Below are 22,995 nucleotides of genomic sequence, written 5' to 3' on the forward strand. Positions count from 1 at the left end.
GGTTATCGCTGCTGGGCGCGGTGTATCGCGCGGGGAAACAGATGCGCCGCGCGGGTGGGAATCGCCGCGCGAGTAGCCGGGCTGATGGCGTGGGTGGTGTTCAGAGCGTGGATGTTGCGCCGGGCGGATGTGGCAGTGGTGCAGGCCACGCCCCAGTCGGAGCCGTAGACGACGTGGTCATCGCCGAAGGTCGCGACGGCGGCCGCGAGTTGTTGGTCGCTGGCAGACGCGGCGGTGTCGACCCAGAGTCGGGCAAGGGCGATGCGGATGTCCGCGGCAGTGAGGCCGTGCGGGTTGGGGACCCAGGCTTCCGTGCCGAGCAGGGACAGGCGTCCGGCCAGCAGGGGGATGGCGCCGCCGGCGTGGGCGACGAGGAAGGTGATGTGCGGGTAGCGGTTGAAGACGCCGGCGTAGAGCATGCCGGTGATGGTGCGGCCGGTGTCGAAGGCGACTTCGACCAGCGGGGTGGGCAGGCCGGCTGTGGAGGGCGCGTAAGCGTTGGGGTGGACGAAGACCACGGCATGCTGGTGGTTGAGCCGGTCCCACAACGGGTCGAGGTCGGACTCGGCCAGTGAATGTCCATTATAGACTGTCCTCACAGCCCAGCCGTCGGCGTCACCGACACGGCTGGCCTCATCGACGGCAGTGTGCGCGTCGTCGGTGGGCAGTGCGGCGAGGAGGCCGAATCGGGCGGGGTGCCGTGCGACGATGTCCCGGCCGTAGTCGTTGGACGCGCGCAGAGCCTCGTGCCGGGTGGGGACGTTGCTGAGCAACTGCATGGCCGTGCCGGTCTCGTTCATGAAGTCGAGTGTGGCGTCCAGACGCCACTCGTAGGGCTCGGGGACCAGGAAATTGTTGGCACGGCTGGCTTCGAAGACCGCCTGTCGGGTTTGGACAGTGGTCGGCGGGGAGAAGTGGGCGTGGACGTCGATGAATCCGGGTTGAGCGCGGGTCATGTCAAACCTCGCAGGTGGGTGGTCAGTGTCGGTGTGGCGTGGTCCGCGGCGATGCGTTCCAGGTCGAAGGCCAGGGCGATCAGGTCCCCGTCGCGGTGGGGAAGGCCAAGCAGTTCCAGGCCCACGGGCAGGCCGTCGGCGGTGGTGCCCACGGGGGTGGTGACGGCCGGGAACGCGGCCTGCGCGGCCAGGAGGGTGTTGGTGGGGAACGGCCGGGAACCTGGAGTGTGGGTGTCGAAGGCGCCGTTGTCGATGTCGGCGCGGACGGGAGCCGGGATCCGGGCGCTGGGGTAGCACAGCGCACTCAGCCTGTGCTGGACGAACAGCTGGGCGATCACACGCTGCAACTGGGCGCGCCGCTCCAGGCATCGGCCGTACGCCACATTGTGGTAGGGGTCTTCGGGGCTTGCGGCGACCGCACGCAGCAGGGCGTCGATGGCGCGTGGCGGCGTCGCGGCGACGATGTCGGCCAGATCCGTGACGCCAACCCCAGCGCGGGCCAGGGAGCGGTTCACGTCGCGGCGTGACTGGTGCAGGTAGGCGAAGGTGTCGCGCAGCAGATCGGCGAGGCGGGGCAGTTCGACGTCCAGGAGCGTGGCGCCTGCCTCCCGCATCGCGGCCAGGTTGTCGTCGACCACCCGTGCGACCTCGGGGTCGTCCCCGGGTCCGGTCGTGCACAGCTGCCGAAGGACACCGATCCTCGCTCCCCGGAGGGCGCCGGGCACCAGCCGGCCCTGCGGGAGGCCGGGGTGCGGTTGCAGGGCGGGCAGTGCGGTGAAGGGGTCGTCGGGATCCCAGCCGGTCATGGCGTCGAGCACGGCGGCCGCGTCGGCGACGGAACGCGCCAGCGGCCCGGGGGTGTCCTGTTCGTCCACGAGGGCGGTGACGCCGTGGCGGCTGACCAGGCCGACGGTGGGCCGAATGCCGACCAGGCCGCAGAAGGAGGCCGGGATACGGATCGAGCCGCCGGTGTCGGTGCCCACGCCGGCCATCGCGAGGCCGGCGGCGACGGCCGCGGCGGTGCCGCTGCTGGAGCCGCCGGGGTCGCGGGAGAGATCGTGTGGGTTGCGGGTGACGCCGGAGCGGGTGGAGTGGCCGTGCCAGGACATGGCGAAGTCCGGCATCGCCGTCTTGCCGAGGATCACCGCGCCCGCCTGCCGCAGGCGGGCCGCCAGGTGCGCGTCGGCGGCGGGCACGCGGTCGGCGAGCGCGGCCGAGCCGCTGGCGGTTGCGATGCGGGCGGTGTCGATGTTGTCCTTGAGCACGATCGGCACGCCGAACAGTGGGCCGGGCTCGGTGGTGGAGGCGTCGAGGCGGGCAGCGTCGTGCAGTGTGGTCGGGTTGAGGGTGACCATCGCGTTCAGGTGCGGATCCAGGACCCGGATGCGCTCCAGACAGGCGGCCACGACCTCGCCCACCCGTGCCTCACCCGCTCGGTAGAGGCGTTGCAGGCCGGCTATGTCATCAGGCAGTTCGAGCACGGTGCACCGTCCTTCCTTCGCGGACGAGTGGTCAGGTCCACAGCGCCTGGACCTCGGCCGCGATCGCGCGGCCCTGGCGGCGTCCCGCCTCGGCGGCGGCGTGGGCGCGGGCCGGGTCGTAGGGGTTGGGACCGAAGGCCTCCCGACTGGCCTCGTCGGGGACGACGAGCAGGGCGCGGGCGGTCTGGTTGAGCCGGGAGACGTCATCCTGGGCGCTGGGGATGCCCGCGTGTCCCTCGTACATGGGGGCGAGGACGACGATGCGGTCGTGTCCGGCCGCCAGGGTGGCGTTGGCGGCGGACACCATGCCGGCGTCGATCCACTCGCGGCCGTCGAAGTGCACGGTGGGCCAGATGCCGGGGACGGCGCCGCTGGCCGCGGTGGCTGTCTCGATGGACACCGCGCTGTCCGGGCTGAGCAGGTGCAGGCGCCCGGTGTCGGCCTCGGTGACGGCGACGCGCAGGTTGACCGGCCACTCCGTGGTGCGCAGCCGGGCCCGCACCACGGCGCGCCGGGTCTCGGCGTCCGTTTGCGCCCCATGGCTACGGGCGACGTGGCCGAAGCCCGCGCCCACCGCTTCGGGATTCCCCGCGCCGGAGCGGAACGCTTCGGCCCATCGCTGGTAGACGGCGGGATCGGTGCGCATCACCGGCTCGTGCTCGGCTGCCCGCGCCTGGTCGGCGAACAGGGCCTCCCAGTCGGCGCCGGAGGTGTAGTTGGCGCCGACGAACGAGCCGGCCGAGGTCCCGATCACCGTGTCAGCGTCGCGCAGGTCGACGCCCTTGTTGAGCAGACCGGCCAGCACGCCGACCTCCCAGCCGATGCCGGTGATGCCGCCGCCACCGAGGACGAGTGCGCGGGTCGTGTTCGTCGACGTCACATCAGACACCTTTCCGAGAACCACCGTTATCGATAATCGACGTTACCATAAACGCATGCAGCACGCACAACGCGGTCGCCCACGTCACTCCGAGATCGACCGGCTGGCCCTCGAACACGCCGTCACCCTGCTGGCGGAGCGCGGCTACGCCGGGGTGCGAATGAAGGACGTCGCCGAGTCCGCCGGCATCGGGCTGGGCGCGCTGTACCGGCGGTGGCCGGGCAAGAAGGAACTTCTCATGGCCGCCCTTCGGGCCGATGTGGCAGAGCACGAAGCACTGGACAGCGGGGATCCGCTCACCGACCTGGCTGCTGCTGTGCAGCGCATCGCCCAGGCTCTGCCGCGCGGCCTGGGCCGCCTGATCGCCGCCAGCCTGTCCGAGCCCGACTCGGAACTCGCCCAGGTGGCCAGGGAGGCCAAACTCACCCCCATGGCCGACGGCCTCACCGCTCGGCTGGAGAAGGTTGCCGGGCCCGGGCCCGACGTGCGGCTGCGCGCCGAGAGCGGCCTCGCCTACCTCATCTGGAAGACCGCCGTCGGCGACGCAACCCCGACGGACGCGCTGACGGACGAGACCTTCGCGATCATGGGCATTGCCGGGCGCCGGGCCTGACACCTCCAACCGTCCCGCGGGCGGCCGGGAATTCAACGCCGCAGTCAAGGCCGCCAAGCTCCAGATCGAGGGCCTGACTCCGCACAAGCTCCGGCACACCGCAGCGTCACTCGCGATCGCGGCCGGAGCCGACGTGAAGGTCATTCAGCACATGCTCGGACGCGCCGACGCGGCGGTGACACTGAACATCTACGGGCACCTGTTCCCGGACCGCCTCGACGAGGTGGCCGACACCCTCGACGCCCGGCGAATTGCCCTGCTGACGGCACGAGCGGCCTGACAACGAAGAACCGCCCCGGTGTCGGGGGCTGGACACGACATCCGCGGCCCCTGCTCCGGGGCGGAAATCGACTTCGGCTGCCGCCGCTGCCGTCACCAGGGCGATCTCTGTGCCAACGGTTGCTGCGCACGATGCGTGCTGCGAGAACGCGTCCATGACCTGCTCAGCCCGGACAACGGCGCCCTGGCTACGCAACTCCGGCCGCTCGCCGACGCACTTGTGTCCACCGAACGCCCCCGGTCCGTGCTGAGCTGGCTCCGCCACAGCACATCCGCGAAGCTCCTCGCCGCGCTCGTCGCCGACCACAACGAGATCACTCACGACCGGCTCGACCAGCAACCCCAGGCGCTTGCCCTAGAGGTCCGAATCGCCGGTGCATTGACCAGGCTCTACGGGTTTCCCATGCTCCGCATCTTCGCCCTCACCGCCGACAGGTTCCACCGCGACGACAACGGCGCCTACCTCACCTTCGAGCGCCACGCGGTGCTGCTCGGCCAGCCGGCTTACCCGGCCGCCCGCTTCCTCCTGCCCGGCAAGCTGCCCGACCGGCCCCGGCACACCCAAGGTGTCTACCGGCTCCTGCGGAAACACGGCCTGCCCACCAACAGCGCCCGCAATACCGCACTGATCGAATCCGCCGCCACGCTTCCGCCCATCGTGATCAGCGACCTGTTCGGAATCAGCCCCGACACGGCGCAACGCTGGGCGCGCTACGCCCAGGACAGCTGGGCCGACTATCTCGCGGCAGCCCAGCCACGCTGACAACGCGCGCTCGACCAGCCCCGCCCACCACTGGTCAGCTGCCGCACGCGCACCCGGCGGAGGCCCTGGCTTCGGCCGGAGTTCGTCCCGGGTCGACCGCTTGCTCGTTGGGGGTGCAGCACGCGGTGGTTCCGCAGCAGGCGCCCGGGGCTTCCTCGGCGCTCTGGCCGAGAGCGTCCGCGTTGCCTTTGACCACCGCAGCGCGGGGTCGTCCTGGTCGTGCCCGGTTCGGGCCTTTCGTCGTCCGGGCTCCGCGTCGGGCCACGCCGACCGGGTGCGGGCCGGGCGTGCGTCCTTCCTGCGGAGGGGATGCGGCCGCGATCAGGCCTCTCCGCAGGGAGGACGGCCCCGGGCTTAGCGCAGGAACCGTTCCGAGACCGCCAGCATGGTGACGGCGTGACCGGCCCGGGCGAGGAGCTCGTCGAAGGCGGCCGGATCGGCGTCCACGCCGTCCTGGAACGCCGTCAGGGTGGGCCACCACAGCTGGCGGGCGCCGAGGAACGGTGCACTGTCGCTGTGCACCTCCGCGCTCGGCCGGTTCACCGCGTGGCGCAGCGCGCCGATCCGCAGGCCCAGCTCGGCGTCGTCCGCGCCGGCCCAGCCTGGATTGCCGTCGAGGTGCACGAACTGCAGGAGATGGATGCTGGTCGGCCGCTCCAGCACGTCCCACTGCCGATCGGCCGCGGCGCCGGCGCCGATGGCGGGCCGCGAGACGATCACCTCCTCCTCGGTGATGAAGAAGACGACCCTCGGCAGGTCCTGGAACAACGGCTCGTCGGGGCGGATGTTGTCGACGAACAAGGGCTCGTCGACCAGTGCGGCGGCGTCCTTCGCGGAGTCGAACGAGGGCATGGCGACGCCGTCGAACTCGTCCTGGCCCGGGCCGAGGCGGTCGGTGTCGAACTGGTGCGCCTGGACGTAGGAGAGCATGCCCGGGATCTGGCGGCCCAGGGTGCCGTGCGGGTGGCGCCAGTGGTCGTGGAAGCGCTGGCGGTCGATGCCGGGGAGACGGGGGATGAGGGAAAAGAAGCGGATCACGGAAATCTCCTCGTTCGGTTGACTTGGTACGTCGGGAAACGGGTGGAGCGGGGGTCGAGACCCTCACTGCACGCCGAGCGCGATCGGCTATCGGGCGGCGCTGGCACCGGCGGCGCTCAGATCGAACTGGGCCGGCGGCCCCGCCAGACGAGCTTTCGCCTCGACAGCGGACTCATCGAGGATCTCGATCTCTCCGGCGGCGATCCCGTCCAGAGCTCGACGGGCGAGCTCCGCCGGATCGTTGAGCCGCTGCTCGGGCAGCACGATCCCGGACCCGCGCGCGTACTCGCGCAGCGTCTCGGTGTCGATGAGCCCCGGAACCAGCGCGCAAACCAACGTGTTCTGCCCGGCCAGCTCGACACGAACCCCGTTGGTCAGCCCCCACTGCGCGGATTTCGCCGCCGCGTAGGACGTATTGCCGTCGACGGTCATCCACGCCACCGTCGACAACACGTTGAGAATGGCGCCACCGCCGTTGCGCGCCAGGACCGGGGCGAATGCACGGATCATGGCCAGCGTGCCGTAGTAGCTGGAATCCATCACCGCTCGGATCGAGTCCAGATCTCCACCGATGAAGTTCCCGCCACCGGTGAACGCAGCATTGTTGATCAGCAGGTCGACATCGGGGGCAGCAGCCGCCGCGGCCGCGACCGATTCCTGATCGGTGATGTCCACCCGCAGCACCTCGGCACCTGGCAGGTCGACGAGCTCGGGTCGGCGGGCGGTCGCGTACACCTTCGCGCCCCGCTTGAGCAGCTCCACCGCGAAATGGTGGCCTAGGCCCCGGTTCGTCCCGGTGACCAGGGCTGTTGCGCCGTTCAGGTCCATCAGGTGTCCTCCTTCTTCGGGATGACGGCCGAACACCCTCAAGTTGATCGACCGGTCACGTTACTTCGCCGAAGCCTAGGGCGAAGATGACCGATCGATCAAGTTGCTAGACTGTGATCCGTGACCTCCTCGGCTCGCCCGCTCCGCGCTGACGCAGCCCGCAATCGTGAGCTCCTCCTCGCTGCGGCCGAGGAGGAGTTCGCCGCGCGCGGCATCGACGCCTCGATCGCAGATATCGCAGACCGGGCGGGTGTGGCGAAGGCGACTGTGTTCAGCCACTTCGCCTCGAAGGAGGAGCTGATCGCCGCGATCGTCGGTGGCCACTTCGCGACGCTCACCGCGGTGGCCCGACGGCTGCTCGCGACAGCCGACCCGGAGGCCGCACTGTCGGAGTTCCTGACTGTCGCCGCCGACGGGATCAAGCAGCAGGACCTCACCTTCCTGCGAGCCGACGACGACTCCCGAGTGACCGAACTGCGCAACGAACTGCACGTGGCCGTCAGCGCACTCACCGACAGGGCCCGTGCGGCGGGGGTCATCCGAGCCGACATCACTGGCACCGACGTCTTCCTGCTGATCTGCGCACCCGTTCACATCGCCGGCTGCCACCCCACCGCGCACCCGGACCTGTGGCGTCGTTACCAGGCCATCATCTTCGACGGATTGCGCCCCTCCGGAGCCAACTCACTGCCACAACCCCCACCAAGCTGGCCGTGATCGAGACGTCCAGAACAGGGTGTCGCCCGCGCGCAGCGGTCGGTAGCCGGTGGGTCCGAGCTGGGCGAGTTCGGCGTCGATGACGACCTCGATGGTGCCGAAGAAGTTCACGTTCTCGCTGTGGGCCGGAGAGATGTGCGCGAGCACGTCGTCGTCGACGTGGCGGGCCGCCGCCGGCGACGTCGTGGTTCCACCATTCCCGGCGTCACCCACCACTTGGCCGAGGTCAACGGCACCTGGCTGCACTACGTCGCGGCCGGCGCCTGCGGCCCGCCGATCCTGCTGGTGCACGGCTGGCCGGAGACCTGTGGGCCTTCCGCGCCCTGATCCCGCTGCTGGCCGCCGACCACCGGGTCTTCGTCGTCGACCTGCGCGGGTTCGGCGACTCGAGCCACGGCGGTGAGGACTTCTCGGCGGCCACACGAGGCCGACCCGAAGCCTGAGCCTGGGACGGTTGCTCGTCGGCCACGACCTGCCGCTGCGGTCCCGGGCCGCCGGCGTGATCGTCCTGCTCTACGCACAACCGCTCAGCCGGATCGTCCGGCTCACCGTCGACGACCTCGGCCGCGACGGCGACCAGGTCCTGCTGCGCCTCGGCGAACCACCCTCACCGGTCCCGGCACCGGTCGCGGAACTGCTACTCGCGTGGATCGGGCGCACCGCAGCCATCCAGCCCCACGTGCTCACCATTCCTGCACCCGTGGTCGCCGACGCCCTCGGCTACCACCCAGTCACCACAACCACGACGAACACGCGATAGTTGAATACGCGACCTCACCGGTCGACCCCTGAACGCACGCTCTGCCTCCGGGTTGCGGCGTGACAGCCCTTCGGGAGGTCGGCCGGATGGCACCGGTTACGAACGAACCGCAGCGCGTGGCCTTCCCCGGCCGTCCTGGAGACCTGCCCATCCGGCGAGGACGTCTCCCGTATTGCGGAGGTTCGGGGCTGGCGACCTGGTGCTCACGCGATCCGTCGCCGCCGCTCGCCGTACGCGCTGAACAACGAGGTCTTCGTAGCCTCCCCGGAAACCGGGCTGAAATCGCGTCGCTGCTCAGCGGCTTGCATGTTTGACCATCTCCGCGTGGCCGTCGATGTCGGCCAGGTGTGCGGCGACGTGTGCCGGATCGTCGAACGACGCCCGGAAACTGTTGCGCGCGAGGTCGGCAAGCGTGGCGCGGTCCAGTCCGAGGTGGGTGCGCACCGCCTCGTAGTTGTCGTTGACGTATCCACCGAAGTACGGCGGATCGTCGGAGTTGACGGTGACCAGCAGACCAGCTTCGGACATGATGCGCAGCGGGTGCGCCGCCATCGACTGCACCACGCGCAATGCGACGTTCGACAGTGGACAGACGGTCAGCGGGATCGCCTCGTCGCGCAGCCTCGCCACGAGGGCCGGGTCGTCGATCGCGGCGACACCGTGATCGATGCGGTCGGGTTTGCACACGTCCAGGGCCTCGCGCACATAGTCGGCGGGGCCGTCCTCGCCCGCATGGATCGTGGTGCGGTAGCCGCGGGCGCGAGCTGTCGCGAAGTAGTCGGCGAACTTGACCGGTGGATTGCCACGCTCGGCCGCGCCGAGCCCGATGCCGATGATCCGCTCACACCACGGCTGGATCAGATCCAGGACTTCCAACGCGGCGGCCTGCGATCGGTGCCGCTGACTGGTGACGATCAGCGCGCTGTCGATACCGAGGTCGGCTCGAGCGTCGGCGATCGCGGCCAGCACGTTGTCCAACTGGTACGCGATCGGCACGCCCGCGTCCAGAAAGGTCTGCACGCCCAGGAACATCTCGGCGCGCCGGACTCCGTCAGCCGCGGCGCGGGTCAGGTAGGCGTGCGCGAGGTCGTAGAAGTCCTGGCCAGTGCGCAGCACCGAGGCCGACCGGAACAACAGCGGCAGGAAGTGCTCCAGACCTGTGAACGTGTAGGCGGCGCGCGCCTGGTTGACGTCGGACCAGGGCAGGGGCACATCGTTGCGGGCAGCGAGCGCGAACAGCAGTTCGGGTTCGAGCGTCCCTTCCAGGTGGACGTGCAACTCGGCTTTGGGCAGCGTCGCAATGAACGCGTCTGTCATGGGCGCGGTTCCTCCAAAAGTGAACTGATCGATTCACTTCTTGTTGGACCCTACCCGAGCAACCTGCCGATGGCGAGGGCGTGCGCCGCGTCGGCCCGGGAGCGCGACTCACCGCAGACGAGCTGCATCTGCAACCCACGCCACAACGCGACCACCGCAACGGCGGTGGCCTCCGGGGCCGCGACCTCCGGTGATGTGCGCAGCGCGTCGGCGACCGTCGCGGTCCACCGGTCGCGGACCTGCTCCAGGAACCTGGCGTACTGGTCGGGCAGGTCGACAGCCATGCCGAAGCGCGCGAAGAACAATCGAAGGTGCGGCAGGCGTTCGGGATCGGCGACGTGCCGCCACGCGGCCACCAGCCGGTCCACAACGTTGCCGGGCGCGCTCAGCAGTTCGGCGAGCCGATCGAGCAGGACCGTGCCGCCGAGGATGTCGTCGATGGCCGCGCCGAGCAGTTCGTCCAGCGAGCCGAAATGGTAGAGCAGCATTCGATTATTGGAGCCGATACCCCTGGCCAGCTCGCTCAGGGACAGGCCGATCACGCCGCGCGTGAGGATCAGCTCACGCGTCAAGGCCAGCAGGCGCGCCCGCTCACCAGAACCACTCGCCACCGCCCGATCGTAACGGCGACCGGGTTGGCCCGTGGGCGCGTCGGGCAGCGGATTCGGGCATGATCGAACCCATAACCGTGCTCGACAACACCGCCAGACGATGGCCGCGTTCGATCAGACCGTGCACCTGATCAAGGCGGACCAGTGGGACAACCTGACCCCGTGCTCCGAGTGGACGGTGCGGGACCTGGTCAACCACCTGGTGCCGAGCAGCCTTGGGTGCCGCACCTGCTCCGCGGCGAGACAATGGCCGACGAGTGGACCGCCGAGGGGGCGCTCGAACGGATGGTGCACCTGAGCTTCGGCGAGGCCGAGTCGTCCCCCTACTGCTGGCAAATAACCACCGATCTCGCTGTACACACGTGGGATCTCGCGATGGGCATCGGGGCGCCACAACCGATCGAGAACGATATCGCCGAGGAACCCATCCGCTTCGCGCGCCCGATCATCGAGGCGTCGCCGAAACCCGACATCCTTTCGCACTTTTTGTTGTGGTGCATGGAAAGCAGGCTCACGCGGCGGCTCGCACTGCCCTCGCCCCGGCCAGGCAAGCCGCCCCGCAGGCCTTCGCCGCACTGCTGCTGGACGACGCAGCCCACCGCTCGAACGTGCGAACCGCGACCAACCCAGGTGCCATCTGGCTTTTCCCGGCCGCCGCGCGAACCAGCCGCCGGGTCCTGAATACCTGGCCGCGCTCGTCCACGAACTCGGAGTGCCCACCGCGGGGCCTGCTACCACGTCACCGCTACCAAGCTCGCCGCCACAGGCCGGTGCTACTTGGAGCCGCTATGCGTCCGGTGATCACACACAGCCACCTACACAGCGAACTCGCGACAGTGGAACAGACGATCTCACCAGTCGGCGCCCCCACTGGCTGTTCCCCGGCGGCTTGCCCGGACGCCCGGCCCGCGACGCCCTCTACCGCGCGCTGCGCAAACATCGGCCCGTCCACCTCCGCCGCGCCCGCAGCGCCGCCCTCGCCGCCGAACTCCCCGCCGCCGTCCTCGCGAAACTCCTCGGCCTCAACATCAACACAGGCAATACCTGGGCCACCTACGCCCAACACGACTGGACCGCCTACCTCGCGGCAAGGCGAACAAGCCCCAGGAACCCCCATGGAACACCCGAACATCCTCAACAACACCAGCAAAACCCTGATCGAAACCAACCTCACCAACACCATGAAAACCGCAACCCCAGGCGGCTACGCACGCCACCGAGCCTTCCGCCCCGACGGCACACCCCAGCACGTCATCCTGACCACCATCCCACCACTCGGACTGTCCACAACAGACCCCCGCGAAACCCTCCGCACCGCACTCGACAACGACATCCGCGCCAACTACACCCAATACGGCGCCGACGAAATCGTCGACCTCGACACCGCCATCGCCGACACCACCAACCACAACCAAATCAACCCCACCTACCTCACCGGCGGACAACCCGACAACACCTACTACACCCAACTCGCCCACACCCTCGCCGACGCCGTCGACACCTTCCCACCCACAGCCACCCTCTGACCCCACGGAGTTCGCGCGTCATGAGTCCGGGCGGCGAGTACGACCTTGAATGGCGACGTCGTCGAGTTCCGCCGCGACGAGTCGCGGCCGGTTGGTCTCGGATGCAGATGCGGGTCGCGTACAGACGCGAGTTCATCAAACCGACCTACTCACTCAAAGACCTCGGATGTCTATCTCCGGTGCTCGCAGCTCCCACACGGTCGGGGAGATCGCAGCCGTCGCCCACCGCAACGGTACGGTGCCTACTACGGGTCGGCGCTGCATCCCTTTTCCTGCAACGCTTCAACACCTACCTGAGGGCGCCCGCATCTGGTGCCGGCGTCTGGACGAGGCGGCGGTGTCCGGGGCGATGGTGGACGGGTGGGAGTGTCAGCAGCGAGCGAGTTCCTGTGGGCGGCGACGATCGCCCCGCGGCGTGCAGCTTCGTTGTGCCGTCGACAGGTGGCGTCTGCTGGTCTTGAAGAGCGACGGCGGGGCATTCGGTACCTGGGCGACGGTGTTCGAGTGCAGGGTCGATCGGCCGAGGGCATGCTTCGAGCCGCGGTTCCCGCACGTTCATCCCAGTCGGCCGGGAAACACCGGGGCGCACGAGAGCACTCCGTGGACTCCGTCACTTATCGGCCATTTGATCACGCAAGGCTCACCGCGACCGAGACGGCCTGTTCCGTACTGATCTTCGCGCCCGCCATCGTGTGGCGCTGCGCGCCTCCAATTCGGCTCCCTCCAGATCGCAATCCGAGACCACGACAGTCGACAGGTCCCCGAGCAACACCGCCTCCCGGAATGAGCACCCGTGGAAGACGACCGCATTCTTCACCCGCGCCAGCTCGATCGTGGCGTAATCGAACATTCTGCTGGAAATACTGGGGTCGCAGGATGGCGTGCGGGAGCCCGGATCGTCGCAGCGCCAGTTCGCCGTCCCAGCGCCGGCGGCCATCGTCCACGCCGAATCCGGTCCGGTGTTGCAGGCGGACAGTTTCACCACCCGCCCCACGCTCGCGCGTCGAACGGCCGCCACCTGGTTGCGCTGCCACGCGATCTGCTTCTGTCCGGGAGGTGTCATAAGGAAATACGCGTCGCTGCCGCGTGCCGACCTCGTCGTCGAAGTCGGCTGCCACGATTTCCAGCCCCTCGGCCCGCAGTCGCCGCACGATACGACTGCCCACGTTCCCGGTCGCGCCGGTCACGGTGATCATCTGGTCCACATTCTCGTGTCGATCACTGTTGTACTTGCGGCGCTGACGGCGTCAGAGGAAATGGATGCCACCGTTGACGTTGAGGATCTGGCCGGTGACGAATCCGGCATCGTCGGACGCGAGGTAGAACGCCGGACCGACGAGGTCCTCGGCGACCTGGTCCCGGTGCAGGGCCCGTCCCGCGCGTTGCACCTTCAGCAGGTCCTCGGGGAAGGTCTTGCGGACCGGTTCGGTGAGCGTCACGCCCGGCGCGACGATGTTGACGGTGATGCCGTAGTCGCCGAGCTCGCGGGCGAGCGACCGGGCAAGGCCCAGGATGCCGGCCTTGGCCGCGACGTAATGGGACTGGCCCGGAACTCCGACGAAGACGGAAGCCGAGCCGAAGTAGATGATCCGGCCCCAGCCGCGGTCCTTCATCAGCGGCAGAAGCGATTGTGTCACCAGGAACACACTCGTCAGGTTCACATCGATCACCCGCCGCCACTCGTCGAGGGTCATCTTCTCGAACGGCGTGAACGGGAACCAGCCTGCACAGTTGACGAGGACGTCGACCGCCCCTGCCCACTCGCGGGCGACATCAGCCAGCTGGGCACAGCCTTCCGGGGTGGAGAGGTCGGCCGCGGTGGTGACCAGTGCCGCGTCGGCGGGCCTGCTTTCACGCCACTTGCCGAGCGTGTCCTGATTCAGGTCGGTCGCCACGACCCGGTCGCCATTGGCGAGGAACCGGTCGACGATTTCCGTTCCGATCCCGCCTGCCGCACCCGTGATCACCACAACACGATCAGTGTCCATCGAACTCTCCTCAAAGCCGCCGGCGTGGCGACAAAAACTAGCAGGGATCCTGATAGTCAGGCAACCTGTTTCGATTTTCGAGACAGGTGCTATTCTGGATTACAGGGTCGCGCCGAGCCGATGGGCGGCCCCGGGATGCCGGTCCCCTTGGGGTGAGCAGGGAAAGGACAGGGGCGTCATGGCTGACGACGAAGGACCCCATGTCGAGCGGGATGTGAAAGTGATGGTCCGGGACGGAGCCACGATCTTCGCCGACGTGTTCCGCCCCCGGGGGGCCGGCCCCTGGCCGGTGCTCGCGACGATGAGCCCGTACGGCAAGGATGTCTTCTGGCCGGATCGCTACCCCATGTACGACACGGTCGAGCAGGGCCCGAACATGGTGTGGGAGACCCCGAATCCGGACTGGTGGGTCGCGCGCGGTTACGCCGTGGTGCGGGCCGACAGCCGCGGCACGGGCAAATCGCCCGGGCACTTCGACGCGTTCGGCCGCATCGAGCAGGAAGACTACTTCGATGTCATCGAATGGGCCGGAACCCAGGAGTGGTCGAACGGGAAGGTCGGCCTACTCGGCATTTCCTATTACGCGATCCTGCAATGGCTCGTCGCTGCTCTCCAGCCGCCGCATCTGGCCGCGATGGTGCCGTGGGAGGGCGCGAGCGACATCTATCGCGAATGGTCGCGACATGGGGGCATTCTCAGTGGTTTCACCCCCGACTGGTGGCAGCGTCAGATACTCACGAACCTCCACCGCGGTGACGACTCCGGAGCGCGATTCACCGACCTGTATCGCGAACTGCGGTCCCGTCCGCTCGCCGACGACTGGTACGCCGAGCGAACGGCCGATCTGAGCCGGGTCACCGTGCCTTTCCTGTCCGCCGGAAACTGGGGCGGGACCGCCTTGCACCTTCGCGGCAACATCGAGGGATTCACCCACGCCGCATCGGAGCACAAGTGGCTGCACATGCACGTCGGCACGCACATTGCCCCGTTCTACACCGATGAGGCGAAAGCGCGGCAGCTGAAGTTCCTCGACTACTGGCTCAAGGGCGAGGACAACGGCCTGCTCGACGAACCGCCGGTCCGGCTGGTCATCGGCCGGGGAACCGGGAAGAACGTCCGGTTCGAGAACGAGTGGCCTCTGGCGAGGACGCGGTGGACGGCGGCCGCCCTGGACGCCACCACGAAGAGCCTCGCACCCGACACGACCCCCGCTCCCGGGCAGGTAACACTCGGCTCGCCCGAGGGTGCCGTGACCTTCGAGCTGGCGGTACCCGAGGCTCTCGAGCTCACGGGGCCGATGACGCTCCGCCTGTGGCTCAGCACGACCGCGAGCGATGTGGACATCTTCGTGACCCTGCGCCAGTTCGGTCCCGACGGTCACGAACTCCACGGCATCGGCGGCTGGGGGCAGCCGCAGCCCATGTCCCAGGGGTGGCTCCGAGCCTCGCAGCGAAAGCTGTCCCCGGAGTTGTCGACGCCCGAGCGCCCCTTCCATCCCCACGACGAAGTCCTTCCCGTGCCCGCCGGCGAGGCGTTCGCGATGGACATCGAGGTCTGGCCCACAAGTATCTCGTTGCAAGCCGGGGACAAACTGACGCTCGAGGTCGCCTCCGACGATCGAAGTGGACTGGAAGCGTTCCGGCACAACGACCCCACGGACCGCCCCACCGAACGATTCTCGGGCGAACTCACCATCCACACCGGTGGCCCGCACGACTCTTACCTACTGCTACCCGTGATCCCCGAGGACCATACCGAGAACTGACCGATGTCGGTGTCCTCACAGGCCGAGCAGAATTTCGGTTTCGGCGGGCGATGCCAGGGGACGGTCGAGGTCGTCCGCGAGCCGGGCCGTGCGCTCGACCAGCGGGAGATTCCCTTGCGCCAGTTCACCTTTCCGGATGTGCAGGGTGTCCTCCAAGCCGGCTCGGGCGTTTCCGCCGATGGCGAGGCCGACAGCGGTGAGTTCCAGGTTCGCCCGGCCGATCGCGATGACCTGCCAGCTGGCGTTCGCCGGCAGCCGCCGCACCATGAGCAGCAGATTGTCGGCGTCAGCGGCCATCCCGCCCCGGACGCCGAGGACGATGCTGAACTGAAGGGGTTCCGCCAGCAGCCCCTCGTCACGCAGTCGCAGGCACGCCTCCAGGTGACCGGTGTCGTAGATCTCGAGTTCGGGTTTGATGCCGAGATCCCGCATCCGGGCGGCGAGCCGCCGCACCCCGGCCGGCGGGTTGCGGAACTCGCCGGCCCCGAAGCTCATCGAACACGGGTTCAGGGTGGCCATCCGGGGCCGCAGTTCGACGAGCCGCTCGCGCTCCTCGAACGGAACGTCGAGACCGACACCGGTCGACAGCTGGACGAGGATGTCGCAGCGCTCGCCGATCAGGTCCATGACGCGCCGGGCGATCCGCGGGTCGGCCGTCGGCCGTTGCCGCTCGTCCCGCAGGTGGATGTGCGCGACCGCGGCCCCGGCCCGGTGAGCCGCCACGACGGCGTCGGCGATCTCCTCCGGGCTGGTGGGGAGCGCCGGATTGTCGGTCTTGGTCGCGATCGGGCCGGTCGGGGCGACCGTGATGACCGCGGCGGTCACGGTGTCGCTTCCGGTGGCAGTGCGATCGCGACCAGCAGTGTCGCCTCCTGGCCGGACCGGTTCGCCACCCGCCGGACCGTGCCTTTCGGCAGGTGCGCCGAATCCAGCGCGCGCAAGGTCACGTCGCCCTCGTCCACGCTGACGACCAGCTCGCCGCTGAGTACAATGTAGACAGTTTCCTCGACGGTGGGTGCCATGTCCGCCATACCGTCCGGACCGTAGCGCGAGAGCCCCACCCAGAACCGGTTCGTCAGGCCGGCTTCCAGCCCCTGGAGGCGCAGCGCGGTCACACCGCGGTGCAGTGGCGGATCGTACGTGGGCGCGGAGTCGGCGCGGGTCACTCGCATCAGCCGGCCTCGCCGGTCTCGATCCGGTACGCGCCGGCCGGGTCGGTGATCGCGACCAGCCGGACGATGCATCCGTCACCGCCGACCCAGCGCCACGGGAAGGCCGCGAACGTGACCCGCTTGCCGGTGACGGAGTCGAGATCACCGCCGACGTTCTCGAATCCGATGATGCCTTTCGAGAGGATCGCGCGGTGGCACGGTTCCCATTCGGGGAAGTCGTCGAGCACCCGGCGACCGGTCTCGGCCTCGTATTCCGCGACGGCCCATGGCAGCAGCCCGCCCTGGCTCTCCGCCGGGCCGTGGGGGCCGATCGCCGTGGCCAGCGGGTGGTCGAGCGCCTGGGTGTCGGTGCCCACGGCCTTGACCCCGCGCTCGGCGAACCACTCGCCGGCCTCCTTGTAGAAACCCGGGGAGTACGCGTAGTACTCGGTGTTGTCGCCGTAGCAGTGGTGCCAGCCGGTGTTGACGATGACGATGTCGCCGGGCCGGATCCGCGGCCGGGCGGCTTCGAGATCTTCTGGCGTGACCACGCCCCATCGGCCCTTCGGGATGGACACCACGACACCGGTGCCGAAGAACGACGACAGCGGAACCTCGTGCAGGAACGGGGTTCCTTCGACGACGTGGGCCGGCGCGTCGATGTGCGTCCCGGAGTGCATCACCGTAGTGATCTTCTGGGTCAGGACGCGGCTTTTCGCCATGCCGTGCAGACGTTCGATCTTGACGTCCTCGAAGTACGGCCAGCACGGAGTGCCGTGACCCCACGGATGTGAGAGGTCGTGGAACCGCAGCCCCTGCTCGGCTTGTCCCAGCGGCCATTCGGCCGGCTCCGGCCGGACTCCGGTGGCCAGGTCGTACACACTGTCCATTGTGGTCACTAGTGCACCCTCTTTCGTGCAGGCCCCTGGATGGGGTTTGTGGTAGGAACTAGGCGGAAGCCGGGGTGACGGCCTTTTGTGGTCGCCCCGTGAGGGCTTGCATGACACTGCCGCCCCCGGCTTCCCCGGAACCGCGAAGCGATGACAAAGGGACGCGCCACCGAGCGCCGGTTAGTGACCACTCTGCTGTCGGTTCCCTCGCCTCCGCCTGGTTCCCGCCTCACATCGCGAGCAGGAAGGCGACACAGTTGTCGCAGCACGACGGGCCGCTGTTCTTCGTTGGAATCGACTGGGCGGCCACCGACCACGCCGTGTGTGTGCTCGACCGGGACGGCCGTAAGACCGCCGTGTTCACTATCGCCCACACCGCTGCCGGCTTCGACCAACTGGCCGCCCGGCTGAGCAAACTGGGTCCGACCCAACAGACCCCGGCCGCGATCGAGCGCCCGGACGGACGCCTGGTCGACGCACTGCTGGAGGCCGGGCATCCCGTGCTGCCGGTCAAACCGAACGCGATCAAGACTTGGCGCGAGGCCGAAGTCCTCTCTGGTGCGAAATCCGACCCTGGCGACGCGCACGTGATCGCCGACTACCTGCGGGTACGTTTTCACCGGCTGCGTCCTGCCGCACCGTTGTCCAGCCACACCAAGGCATTGCGCGCCGTCGTGCGCACCCGTAGTGATCTTGTCGAGTCCCGCGTGGCGGCCGGCAACCAGCTGGCCGCGCTGCTGGACACGCACTGGCCCGGCGCCAAAGCCATTTTCGCCAACATCGAATCCGCGATCGCCCTCGCGTTCCTGACCCGCTACCCGACCGCCGCCTCGGCGGCTTCGCTGACCGAGAAGCAGCTGGCCGCGTTCTGCGCCAAGCAGGGCTACTCGGGCAAGAGGCCCGCAGCCGTCCTGCTGGCCCGGCTGCGCTCGGCACCCACCGGCACGCTCGATCCCGTTGTGTGCGAAGGAATCCGGGACGCTGTGCTCGCCCAGGTCGGCATACTCTCCGGGCTCAACACCGCGATCAAGGCGCTCGACCGCTCCATCGCCGAGAAGATGGACACCCACCCCGACGGCAAGGTCTTCCGGTCCTTTCCCCGGGCAGGCACCATCAACGCCGCCCAGATCCTGGCCGAATGGGGCGACGCTCGCGAGGCATTCGACCACCCCGACGCGATCGCCGCGCTGGCCGGGATCACCCCCGTCACCAAGGCCTCCGGCAAGCAACGAAGCGTGTCCTTCCGCTGGGCCTGCAACAAACGCCTGCGCCTGGCCATCACCACCTTCGCCGCCAACAGCCGCTTCTCCAGCACCTGGGCAGCCAACATCTACAACCACGCGCGAGCCTCGGGCAAAGACCACCCCCACGCCACCCGCATCCTCGCCCGAGCCTGGGTCCGAGTCATATGGCGCTGCTGGCAGGACGGCACACCCTACGATCCGACCCTGCACGGCGGCGCCCGCCCAAACACCGACCAACAGGCCGCAGCCTGACTTTGATCTTGAGGTTGACACAAGGGGTGTCATGCTGTTTCCTCCTTGATCGAAACGATGGTGTCCCGTTGGCGGCGGACATGTGCGGCCAGGCGTGCGGCCGCCGATTCCCGCGTCCCCGGTGGCCAGCGAAGGAAGCCGTGGCCGCTGCGGGCGCCGACGCGTCCGGCTTTGACGTGCCGGCGCAGCAACGGCGCCGGTCCCGGGTCGCGACTGAGGCTGGGCAACACCGCCTCGTGGATGTCGAGGGTGAGGTCGAGGCCGACGTAGTCGGCGTTCTCCAGTGGTCCCATCGCCGCGAGGCGCAGGCCGATCGTGGTGCGGGCGACCAGATCGACCGTCTCGGCGTCGCAGATGCCGTCGGCGACGAGTGCGATCGCCTCCCGCCACAGCGCGTGCTGCAGCCGGTTTCCGACGAAGCCAGGAACGTCCCGCTCGACGCGCACCGGTGTCTTTCCCAGCGAGGACAGGAAATCGACGGCCGCCCGCATCGTTTCGTCCGTGGTTTGCTCACCGCGGACGACCTCGACGAGCGGCATCAGGTCCGGCGGGTTCCACCAGTGGGTACCCACGACGCGGCCGGGCACATCGACGTGCCGCGCTATGTCGCTGATCGGCAGGACGGAGGTGTTGGTGGCCAGCAGAGCCGTCCGATTCGATGCCGCGACTCGCGCGAACAGTTCCTGTTTGACCGGCAGCCGCTCGGCGACGGCCTCGATGACGACATCCGCGTCGGCGACGGTGCCTTCGAGGTCGCGGTGCGCGGTGGCCGCCAGCCGGCCCGCGGCCTCGGCCGCGGTGTGCGGGTCGGCGTCGTACAGCTGGACCCGGTGGCCGTGTGCGGCCAGCACACCGGCGATACCCGCTCCCATCCGGCCCGTGCCGAGGACGGCGACGGTCAGCATGCGGTGTAACCGCCGTCCAGATACAGCACCTGCCCGGTGAGGAAGGCGGAGGCGCCCGAGAGCAGGTAGATGAGCGCGCCGGTGAAGTCATCCGGCTCGGCCAACCGGCCTAGCGGGATTCGCGACAGCATTGCCTCCCGCGTGGCGCGCCCCCGGTCGTCGTCGGCGTACATCCAGGCGGTGAGTTCGGATCGGAAAACCGTAGGCGCCAGCGCATTGACCCTGATTCCGGCGTGCCCCCACTCGGCCGCCAGCGCCTTGGCGAGCAGATCGACGCCGGCCTTCGACGGACAGTACGCGCTGTAGCCGGCGGGATGCCCGAGTTTGCCGCGCGTCGAGGAGACGAGGACGACGCTGCCGCCCTCGTCCTGTGCCAGCAACCGGCGGCCGGCGGCCTGGCAAATCAGCCACGACGCGCGCACATTGGCGTCCATCACCCCGTCGAAGTCGCCGACACTCAGTTCGGTGATCGGCCCGACGTGGTTCATCCCGGAGGCCACGAGCACACCGTCGAGCCGGTCATGTGCCCCGACCGCGGCGTCGACCATCGCCTCGGCTTCGCCGGGGTCGTTCGCGCGCAACGGCACCGTGGTCACGGCGGTCAGCGGCCGCAGTCGCGCCGCGACCTCCACCAGCTTCGACGCGTTGCCGCCGGCCAGGGTCAGCCGGGCGCCGGCGCGGGCCAGTGCGTTTGCGGCCGTGCCGCCCAGCGCGCCGGTGGCTCCGGTGACGAGAACCGATTTGCCGGCAACGCTGAACTGGTCGAGCGGGTCAGTTTCGATGGCGGGAAGTGCTGGCATGTCAGGTCGCTTTCGGTCGTGGAGGTGATGGAGCCGCGCCGAGTGGTCACCACGGCACCGCCGGCGGGTTTTCGTCCCGGTGTTCGGCGATGAACAGCGATTTCAGGAACCGGGAGAGGAACGTGAACTCGTCGTAGGCGTGCTGCAGCAACGCCTGCCCGAATTCCTCGGTGACCTGCTGCACGATTTCGTCCCGGGGCAGCCCCAGATCGGGCAGGTCGTACCCGATGTAGAAGTGGCTGCGCAGGGCCAGGCCCCACTCGGTGTCACGGGCGATGTGCAGCAGGCGCCCGCCGAGGAGCCGGCCATCGGGCAGGCGCGGCGGGTTGTGGCCGGTGCCGAGGCGGCCGACGACGGCGCCGGTCACGGCACCGGAGTCGACGGCCTTGCGGTACGCATCCGGGTCGAAGAACTCCAGCGGATCACGGAACTGGATGACGAGATCCTGCGCGGGCAGCCCGGAGAAGAACTCCGAGATCACGTGTTCGCTCCCGATGTGGGTGTCGGCCGAGAGCTTGCCCTGCCAGGTGCTCGACCGGTGGTCGACGGGATGCCACCAGATGTACTTCTGGGTGTCGCATCGCCATCGGAACCACCATTCGAGCATCTCGCCGGTGCAGTCGTGCATGTCCGTGCGGACGGCGGCGTGCAGGGCTCCGTTCGGCAGCCGTTCGTAGCCGGTCTCCAACGGCAGCGGTCCGGGGGTCAGCAGCTGGTCGATTTCGGGCAGGTCCACGGCAGGGCTCCTCGGTGGTGAGGTGATCGTGGTGCCCGGCGACGATACGGCTGCGGCGCTGTCCCGCGGGACCGTGGCGTCCCGGTTTCCGGGACACCAAACGGTGCCTGGGTTTCTGCGTTCGGATTCCTACGGCGGCTCAGCGGCCGGCCGGGTACTGGCCCGGGAACCTCGAGCGGCCCAGCCTCCGCGCACAACGGTCCTGAGCGAGATCGATGTCCACCAAGGGATTCACCTGCCGCAGGCTTTCGACCGCCGTGTCGGCCTTGGTCGCGAACCGGGTGGTCGGGATGACGACCGCGACCGCTTGCGGCACTCCGGTCGGTCCGGTCATGCCGGTGGCGACGGCGCAGATACCGACGTCGTGTTCCTCGATGTCGATCGCGACCTGTGAGCGGCGGACCTCGTCCAGTTCGACGAGCACGGTATCCCGGTCGGTGACGGTGCCCGCGGTGAAACGCCGTAGCGGGGCCGACAGCAGTTCCGCCACCCTGGCGTCCGGCAGTTGCGCCAGCAGGGCGAGACCGATGCTGCTGGCGTGCAGCGAGAAGCTCTTGCCGACCTTGGTGACGCCCTTGAGCCGCGCCGGTGACGCGATCTGGTCGACCACGACGACCTCGCGGCCGCTGAAGATCGCCAGTTCCACGTTCTCGTTGACGGCCCGCGCGAGCGCCACGAGACGGGTGCGGTTGGCCGCCAGCAGCCGCAGGTGCACGTTCATGCCGAACTTGAGCACGGCGGGCCCGAGCACATAGCCGGGGTGTTCGTCCGACCGCACCAGGTACTGTTCACGTTCCAGCGCCTGGACCACGCGATGCACCGAGGACCGCGGCAATCCCGTTCGCACGGCCAGTTCCGTCAACGTCAACGGCACCTGGCTCTCGGCGATCGCGTCCAGAACCGCGGTAGCCCGGCCGATGTCCGTCACACGAATTTCCTCGAGCGACGGCCGGCAGGCGACTTCACCCGGGGCACCCAGGACGTTTCGCACGAATTACCCATAGTGCCAGCGTCTCACGCTCCACATCGGACAACACCCGCACCGGCGGGTGTCACGGAGACACGACCTCCTCCGGCCACGGGAAAGGTGAGGTGCTCACGCTGGTCGATACCACTGTGGCGGGGGCCGGACAGCGTGCTTTCCGACAGGGCAGCGGTCGGCAACCGGCCAGTTCGTGGTGGTGGATGGAGGGGACTGCCGGCCGTCGATTTCCTCCTGCGCGGCGAGGACCACATCGCACTCGAGCTCTGACCGAATTCCACGCCTTCCACGACCGCGAGCAGTTCACCTTCGGCCCCCTGCGCGCCGGGGATGTCGACCGCTGCACCAACATGGTCCACTACGACCTGCGCGACGGCCTGTTCGCGCGCATCAGGGTCGGTCGCTACCGGGCGTGGTCCGCGGACAAGCGGCTGGAGCGGCGTAGCGACCGCTAGACGAGGTCGGTCACCGTGCTCCGGATGCCCGCACGGTGACCACGACGATGCGACGCTG

General features: G+C 68.8%; 28 protein-coding genes and 1 pseudogene. 12 read left to right on the top strand and 17 right to left on the bottom strand.

Annotation, left to right across the window (positions count from 1 at the left end):
- Positions 1-2: 2 nt before the first annotated feature.
- The 3 genes from GKO32_RS07545 to GKO32_RS07555 are packed head-to-tail and all read right to left on the bottom strand — an operon-like array spanning position 3 to position 3,317.
- On the bottom strand, positions 3-956 hold the full coding sequence (locus GKO32_RS07545) for an amidohydrolase family protein (RefSeq protein ID WP_154756082.1): 954 nt from the start codon (positions 954-956) through the stop codon (positions 3-5).
- Positions 953-2,437: an amidase gene (locus tag GKO32_RS07550; protein WP_166459428.1), complete on the bottom strand. Its 1,485-nt coding sequence runs from the start codon at positions 2,435-2,437 to the stop codon at positions 953-955. Before GKO32_RS07550 ends, GKO32_RS07545 begins: the two co-directional genes overlap by 4 nt.
- Before the next feature lie 31 nt (positions 2,438-2,468).
- Positions 2,469-3,317: a patatin-like phospholipase family protein gene (locus GKO32_RS07555; protein WP_154756084.1), complete on the bottom strand. Its 849-nt coding sequence runs from the start codon at positions 3,315-3,317 to the stop codon at positions 2,469-2,471.
- A 55-nt stretch (positions 3,318-3,372) separates the two neighbouring features.
- Here GKO32_RS07555 and GKO32_RS07560 point away from each other — a divergent pair, with 55 nt between their 5' ends.
- The 3 genes and pseudogenes from GKO32_RS07560 (at position 3,373) to GKO32_RS07570 (ending at position 4,972) form a co-directional block, all read left to right on the top strand.
- Positions 3,373-3,930: a TetR/AcrR family transcriptional regulator gene (locus GKO32_RS07560; RefSeq protein ID WP_166459429.1), complete on the top strand. Its 558-nt coding sequence runs from the start codon at positions 3,373-3,375 to the stop codon at positions 3,928-3,930.
- A 25-nt stretch (positions 3,931-3,955) separates the two neighbouring features.
- Positions 3,956-4,210 (top strand): annotated as a pseudogene (locus tag GKO32_RS07565) (tyrosine-type recombinase/integrase); the annotation flags it as partial.
- Positions 4,211-4,345: 135 nt separating this feature from the next.
- On the top strand, positions 4,346-4,972 hold the full coding sequence (locus GKO32_RS07570; RefSeq protein WP_208024307.1) for a hypothetical protein: 627 nt from the start codon (positions 4,346-4,348) through the stop codon (positions 4,970-4,972).
- A 354-nt stretch (positions 4,973-5,326) separates the two neighbouring features.
- Here GKO32_RS07570 and GKO32_RS07575 read toward each other — a convergent pair whose 3' ends face one another.
- Complete coding sequence (locus GKO32_RS07575; protein ID WP_312867627.1) at positions 5,327-6,010, bottom strand: EthD domain-containing protein; 684 nt, start codon at positions 6,008-6,010, stop codon at positions 5,327-5,329.
- 87 nt (positions 6,011-6,097) lie between these two features.
- Positions 6,098-6,838: an SDR family NAD(P)-dependent oxidoreductase gene (locus tag GKO32_RS07580; protein ID WP_154756087.1), complete on the bottom strand. Its 741-nt coding sequence runs from the start codon at positions 6,836-6,838 to the stop codon at positions 6,098-6,100.
- Positions 6,839-6,958: 120 nt separating this feature from the next.
- Between GKO32_RS07580 and GKO32_RS07585 the strand changes: the two genes are divergently transcribed.
- Positions 6,959-7,555 (top strand): TetR/AcrR family transcriptional regulator, encoded by a 597-nt coding sequence (locus GKO32_RS07585; protein ID WP_312867628.1) that lies wholly within the window; start codon positions 6,959-6,961, stop codon positions 7,553-7,555.
- Here GKO32_RS07585 and GKO32_RS07590 read toward each other — a convergent pair.
- Positions 7,523-7,771, bottom strand: coding sequence for a hypothetical protein (locus GKO32_RS07590; protein WP_208024308.1), 249 nt, complete (start codon positions 7,769-7,771; stop codon positions 7,523-7,525). The two genes, GKO32_RS07585 and GKO32_RS07590, sit on opposite strands and share 33 nt — an antisense overlap.
- Before the next feature lie 119 nt (positions 7,772-7,890).
- Here GKO32_RS07590 and GKO32_RS40450 point away from each other — a divergent pair, with 119 nt between their 5' ends.
- Together GKO32_RS40450 and GKO32_RS07600 are read left to right on the top strand one after the other, a co-directional pair.
- Positions 7,891-7,998, top strand: a complete 108-nt coding sequence (locus GKO32_RS40450) for a hypothetical protein (protein ID WP_376765935.1) — start codon at positions 7,891-7,893, stop codon at positions 7,996-7,998.
- Between the two features lie 11 nt (positions 7,999-8,009).
- Entirely contained in the window at positions 8,010-8,315 is a 306-nt protein-coding gene (locus GKO32_RS07600) for a hypothetical protein (RefSeq protein WP_208024309.1), read from the top strand.
- Between the two features lie 294 nt (positions 8,316-8,609).
- Here the strand turns inward: GKO32_RS07600 and GKO32_RS07605 are convergent, their stop codons facing one another.
- On the bottom strand, positions 8,610-9,632 hold the full coding sequence (locus tag GKO32_RS07605) for an adenosine deaminase (protein WP_154756090.1): 1,023 nt from the start codon (positions 9,630-9,632) through the stop codon (positions 8,610-8,612).
- A 50-nt stretch (positions 9,633-9,682) separates the two neighbouring features.
- Positions 9,683-10,243 (bottom strand): TetR/AcrR family transcriptional regulator, encoded by a 561-nt coding sequence (locus tag GKO32_RS07610; RefSeq protein WP_166459430.1) that lies wholly within the window; start codon positions 10,241-10,243, stop codon positions 9,683-9,685.
- 100 nt (positions 10,244-10,343) lie between these two features.
- On the opposite strand from GKO32_RS07610, the gene GKO32_RS40455 reads away from it, so the two are divergent.
- The 3 genes from GKO32_RS40455 to GKO32_RS07620 all read left to right on the top strand — a co-directional run bounded on the left by GKO32_RS40455 (position 10,344) and on the right by GKO32_RS07620 (position 11,769).
- The gene (locus tag GKO32_RS40455; RefSeq protein ID WP_208024310.1) at positions 10,344-10,541 is read left to right on the top strand and encodes a maleylpyruvate isomerase N-terminal domain-containing protein; all 198 of its coding nucleotides are present in this window, start codon (positions 10,344-10,346) and stop codon (positions 10,539-10,541) included.
- Complete coding sequence (locus tag GKO32_RS38330; protein WP_208024319.1) at positions 10,463-10,924, top strand: DinB family protein; 462 nt, start codon at positions 10,463-10,465, stop codon at positions 10,922-10,924. The genes GKO32_RS40455 and GKO32_RS38330 overlap by 79 nt, the downstream gene beginning before the upstream one ends.
- Before the next feature lie 434 nt (positions 10,925-11,358).
- Positions 11,359-11,769: an SGNH/GDSL hydrolase family protein gene (locus tag GKO32_RS07620; protein WP_154756092.1), complete on the top strand. Its 411-nt coding sequence runs from the start codon at positions 11,359-11,361 to the stop codon at positions 11,767-11,769.
- Positions 11,770-12,398: 629 nt separating this feature from the next.
- Here GKO32_RS07620 and GKO32_RS07625 read toward each other — a convergent pair.
- Together GKO32_RS07625 and GKO32_RS07630 are read right to left on the bottom strand one after the other, a co-directional pair.
- Entirely contained in the window at positions 12,399-12,965 is a 567-nt protein-coding gene (locus GKO32_RS07625; protein WP_154756093.1) for an SDR family oxidoreductase, read from the bottom strand.
- A gap of 51 nt (positions 12,966-13,016) precedes the next feature.
- Positions 13,017-13,757: an SDR family NAD(P)-dependent oxidoreductase gene (locus GKO32_RS07630; RefSeq protein ID WP_154756094.1), complete on the bottom strand. Its 741-nt coding sequence runs from the start codon at positions 13,755-13,757 to the stop codon at positions 13,017-13,019.
- Positions 13,758-13,935: 178 nt separating this feature from the next.
- On the opposite strand from GKO32_RS07630, the gene GKO32_RS07635 reads away from it, so the two are divergent.
- Positions 13,936-15,522, top strand: coding sequence for a CocE/NonD family hydrolase (locus tag GKO32_RS07635; protein ID WP_154756095.1), 1,587 nt, complete (start codon positions 13,936-13,938; stop codon positions 15,520-15,522).
- A 15-nt stretch (positions 15,523-15,537) separates the two neighbouring features.
- Here GKO32_RS07635 and GKO32_RS07640 read toward each other — a convergent pair whose 3' ends face one another.
- The 3 genes from GKO32_RS07640 to GKO32_RS07650 are packed head-to-tail and all read right to left on the bottom strand — an operon-like array spanning position 15,538 to position 17,563.
- Positions 15,538-16,347: a beta-keto acid cleavage family enzyme gene (locus tag GKO32_RS07640; protein ID WP_312867629.1), complete on the bottom strand. Its 810-nt coding sequence runs from the start codon at positions 16,345-16,347 to the stop codon at positions 15,538-15,540.
- Complete coding sequence (locus GKO32_RS07645) at positions 16,344-16,694, bottom strand: beta-D-galactosidase (RefSeq protein WP_154756096.1); 351 nt, start codon at positions 16,692-16,694, stop codon at positions 16,344-16,346. The genes GKO32_RS07640 and GKO32_RS07645 overlap by 4 nt, the downstream gene beginning before the upstream one ends.
- Positions 16,694-17,563 (bottom strand): cyclase family protein, encoded by an 870-nt coding sequence (locus GKO32_RS07650; protein ID WP_154756206.1) that lies wholly within the window; start codon positions 17,561-17,563, stop codon positions 16,694-16,696. The genes GKO32_RS07645 and GKO32_RS07650 overlap by 1 nt, the downstream gene beginning before the upstream one ends.
- Before the next feature lie 257 nt (positions 17,564-17,820).
- On the opposite strand from GKO32_RS07650, the gene GKO32_RS07655 reads away from it, so the two are divergent.
- Complete coding sequence (locus GKO32_RS07655) at positions 17,821-19,059, top strand: IS110 family RNA-guided transposase (RefSeq protein WP_154756097.1); 1,239 nt, start codon at positions 17,821-17,823, stop codon at positions 19,057-19,059.
- 29 nt (positions 19,060-19,088) lie between these two features.
- Here GKO32_RS07655 and GKO32_RS07660 read toward each other — a convergent pair whose 3' ends face one another.
- From GKO32_RS07660 to GKO32_RS07675, 4 genes are all read right to left on the bottom strand, one after another.
- Positions 19,089-19,964, bottom strand: a complete 876-nt coding sequence (locus GKO32_RS07660; RefSeq protein WP_154756098.1) for a 3-hydroxyacyl-CoA dehydrogenase family protein — start codon at positions 19,962-19,964, stop codon at positions 19,089-19,091.
- Complete coding sequence (locus GKO32_RS07665; protein ID WP_154756099.1) at positions 19,958-20,764, bottom strand: SDR family NAD(P)-dependent oxidoreductase; 807 nt, start codon at positions 20,762-20,764, stop codon at positions 19,958-19,960. Before GKO32_RS07665 ends, GKO32_RS07660 begins: the two co-directional genes overlap by 7 nt.
- A gap of 46 nt (positions 20,765-20,810) precedes the next feature.
- Positions 20,811-21,500, bottom strand: coding sequence for a DAPG hydrolase family protein (locus tag GKO32_RS07670; protein ID WP_208024312.1), 690 nt, complete (start codon positions 21,498-21,500; stop codon positions 20,811-20,813).
- Between the two features lie 139 nt (positions 21,501-21,639).
- Positions 21,640-22,428 carry an IclR family transcriptional regulator gene (locus tag GKO32_RS07675; protein ID WP_208024313.1) on the bottom strand — a complete coding sequence of 263 codons (789 nt, stop codon included), beginning with the start codon at positions 22,426-22,428 and terminating at the stop codon, positions 21,640-21,642.
- Between the two features lie 257 nt (positions 22,429-22,685).
- Here GKO32_RS07675 and GKO32_RS07680 point away from each other — a divergent pair, with 257 nt between their 5' ends.
- Positions 22,686-22,937 (top strand): hypothetical protein, encoded by a 252-nt coding sequence (locus tag GKO32_RS07680; protein ID WP_154756100.1) that lies wholly within the window; start codon positions 22,686-22,688, stop codon positions 22,935-22,937.
- The last annotated feature ends 58 nt before the right edge of the window (positions 22,938-22,995 follow it).

This window comes from Amycolatopsis pithecellobii, assembly GCF_009707865.1.
Taxonomy (GTDB): domain Bacteria; phylum Actinomycetota; class Actinomycetes; order Mycobacteriales; family Pseudonocardiaceae; genus Amycolatopsis_E; species Amycolatopsis_E pithecellobii.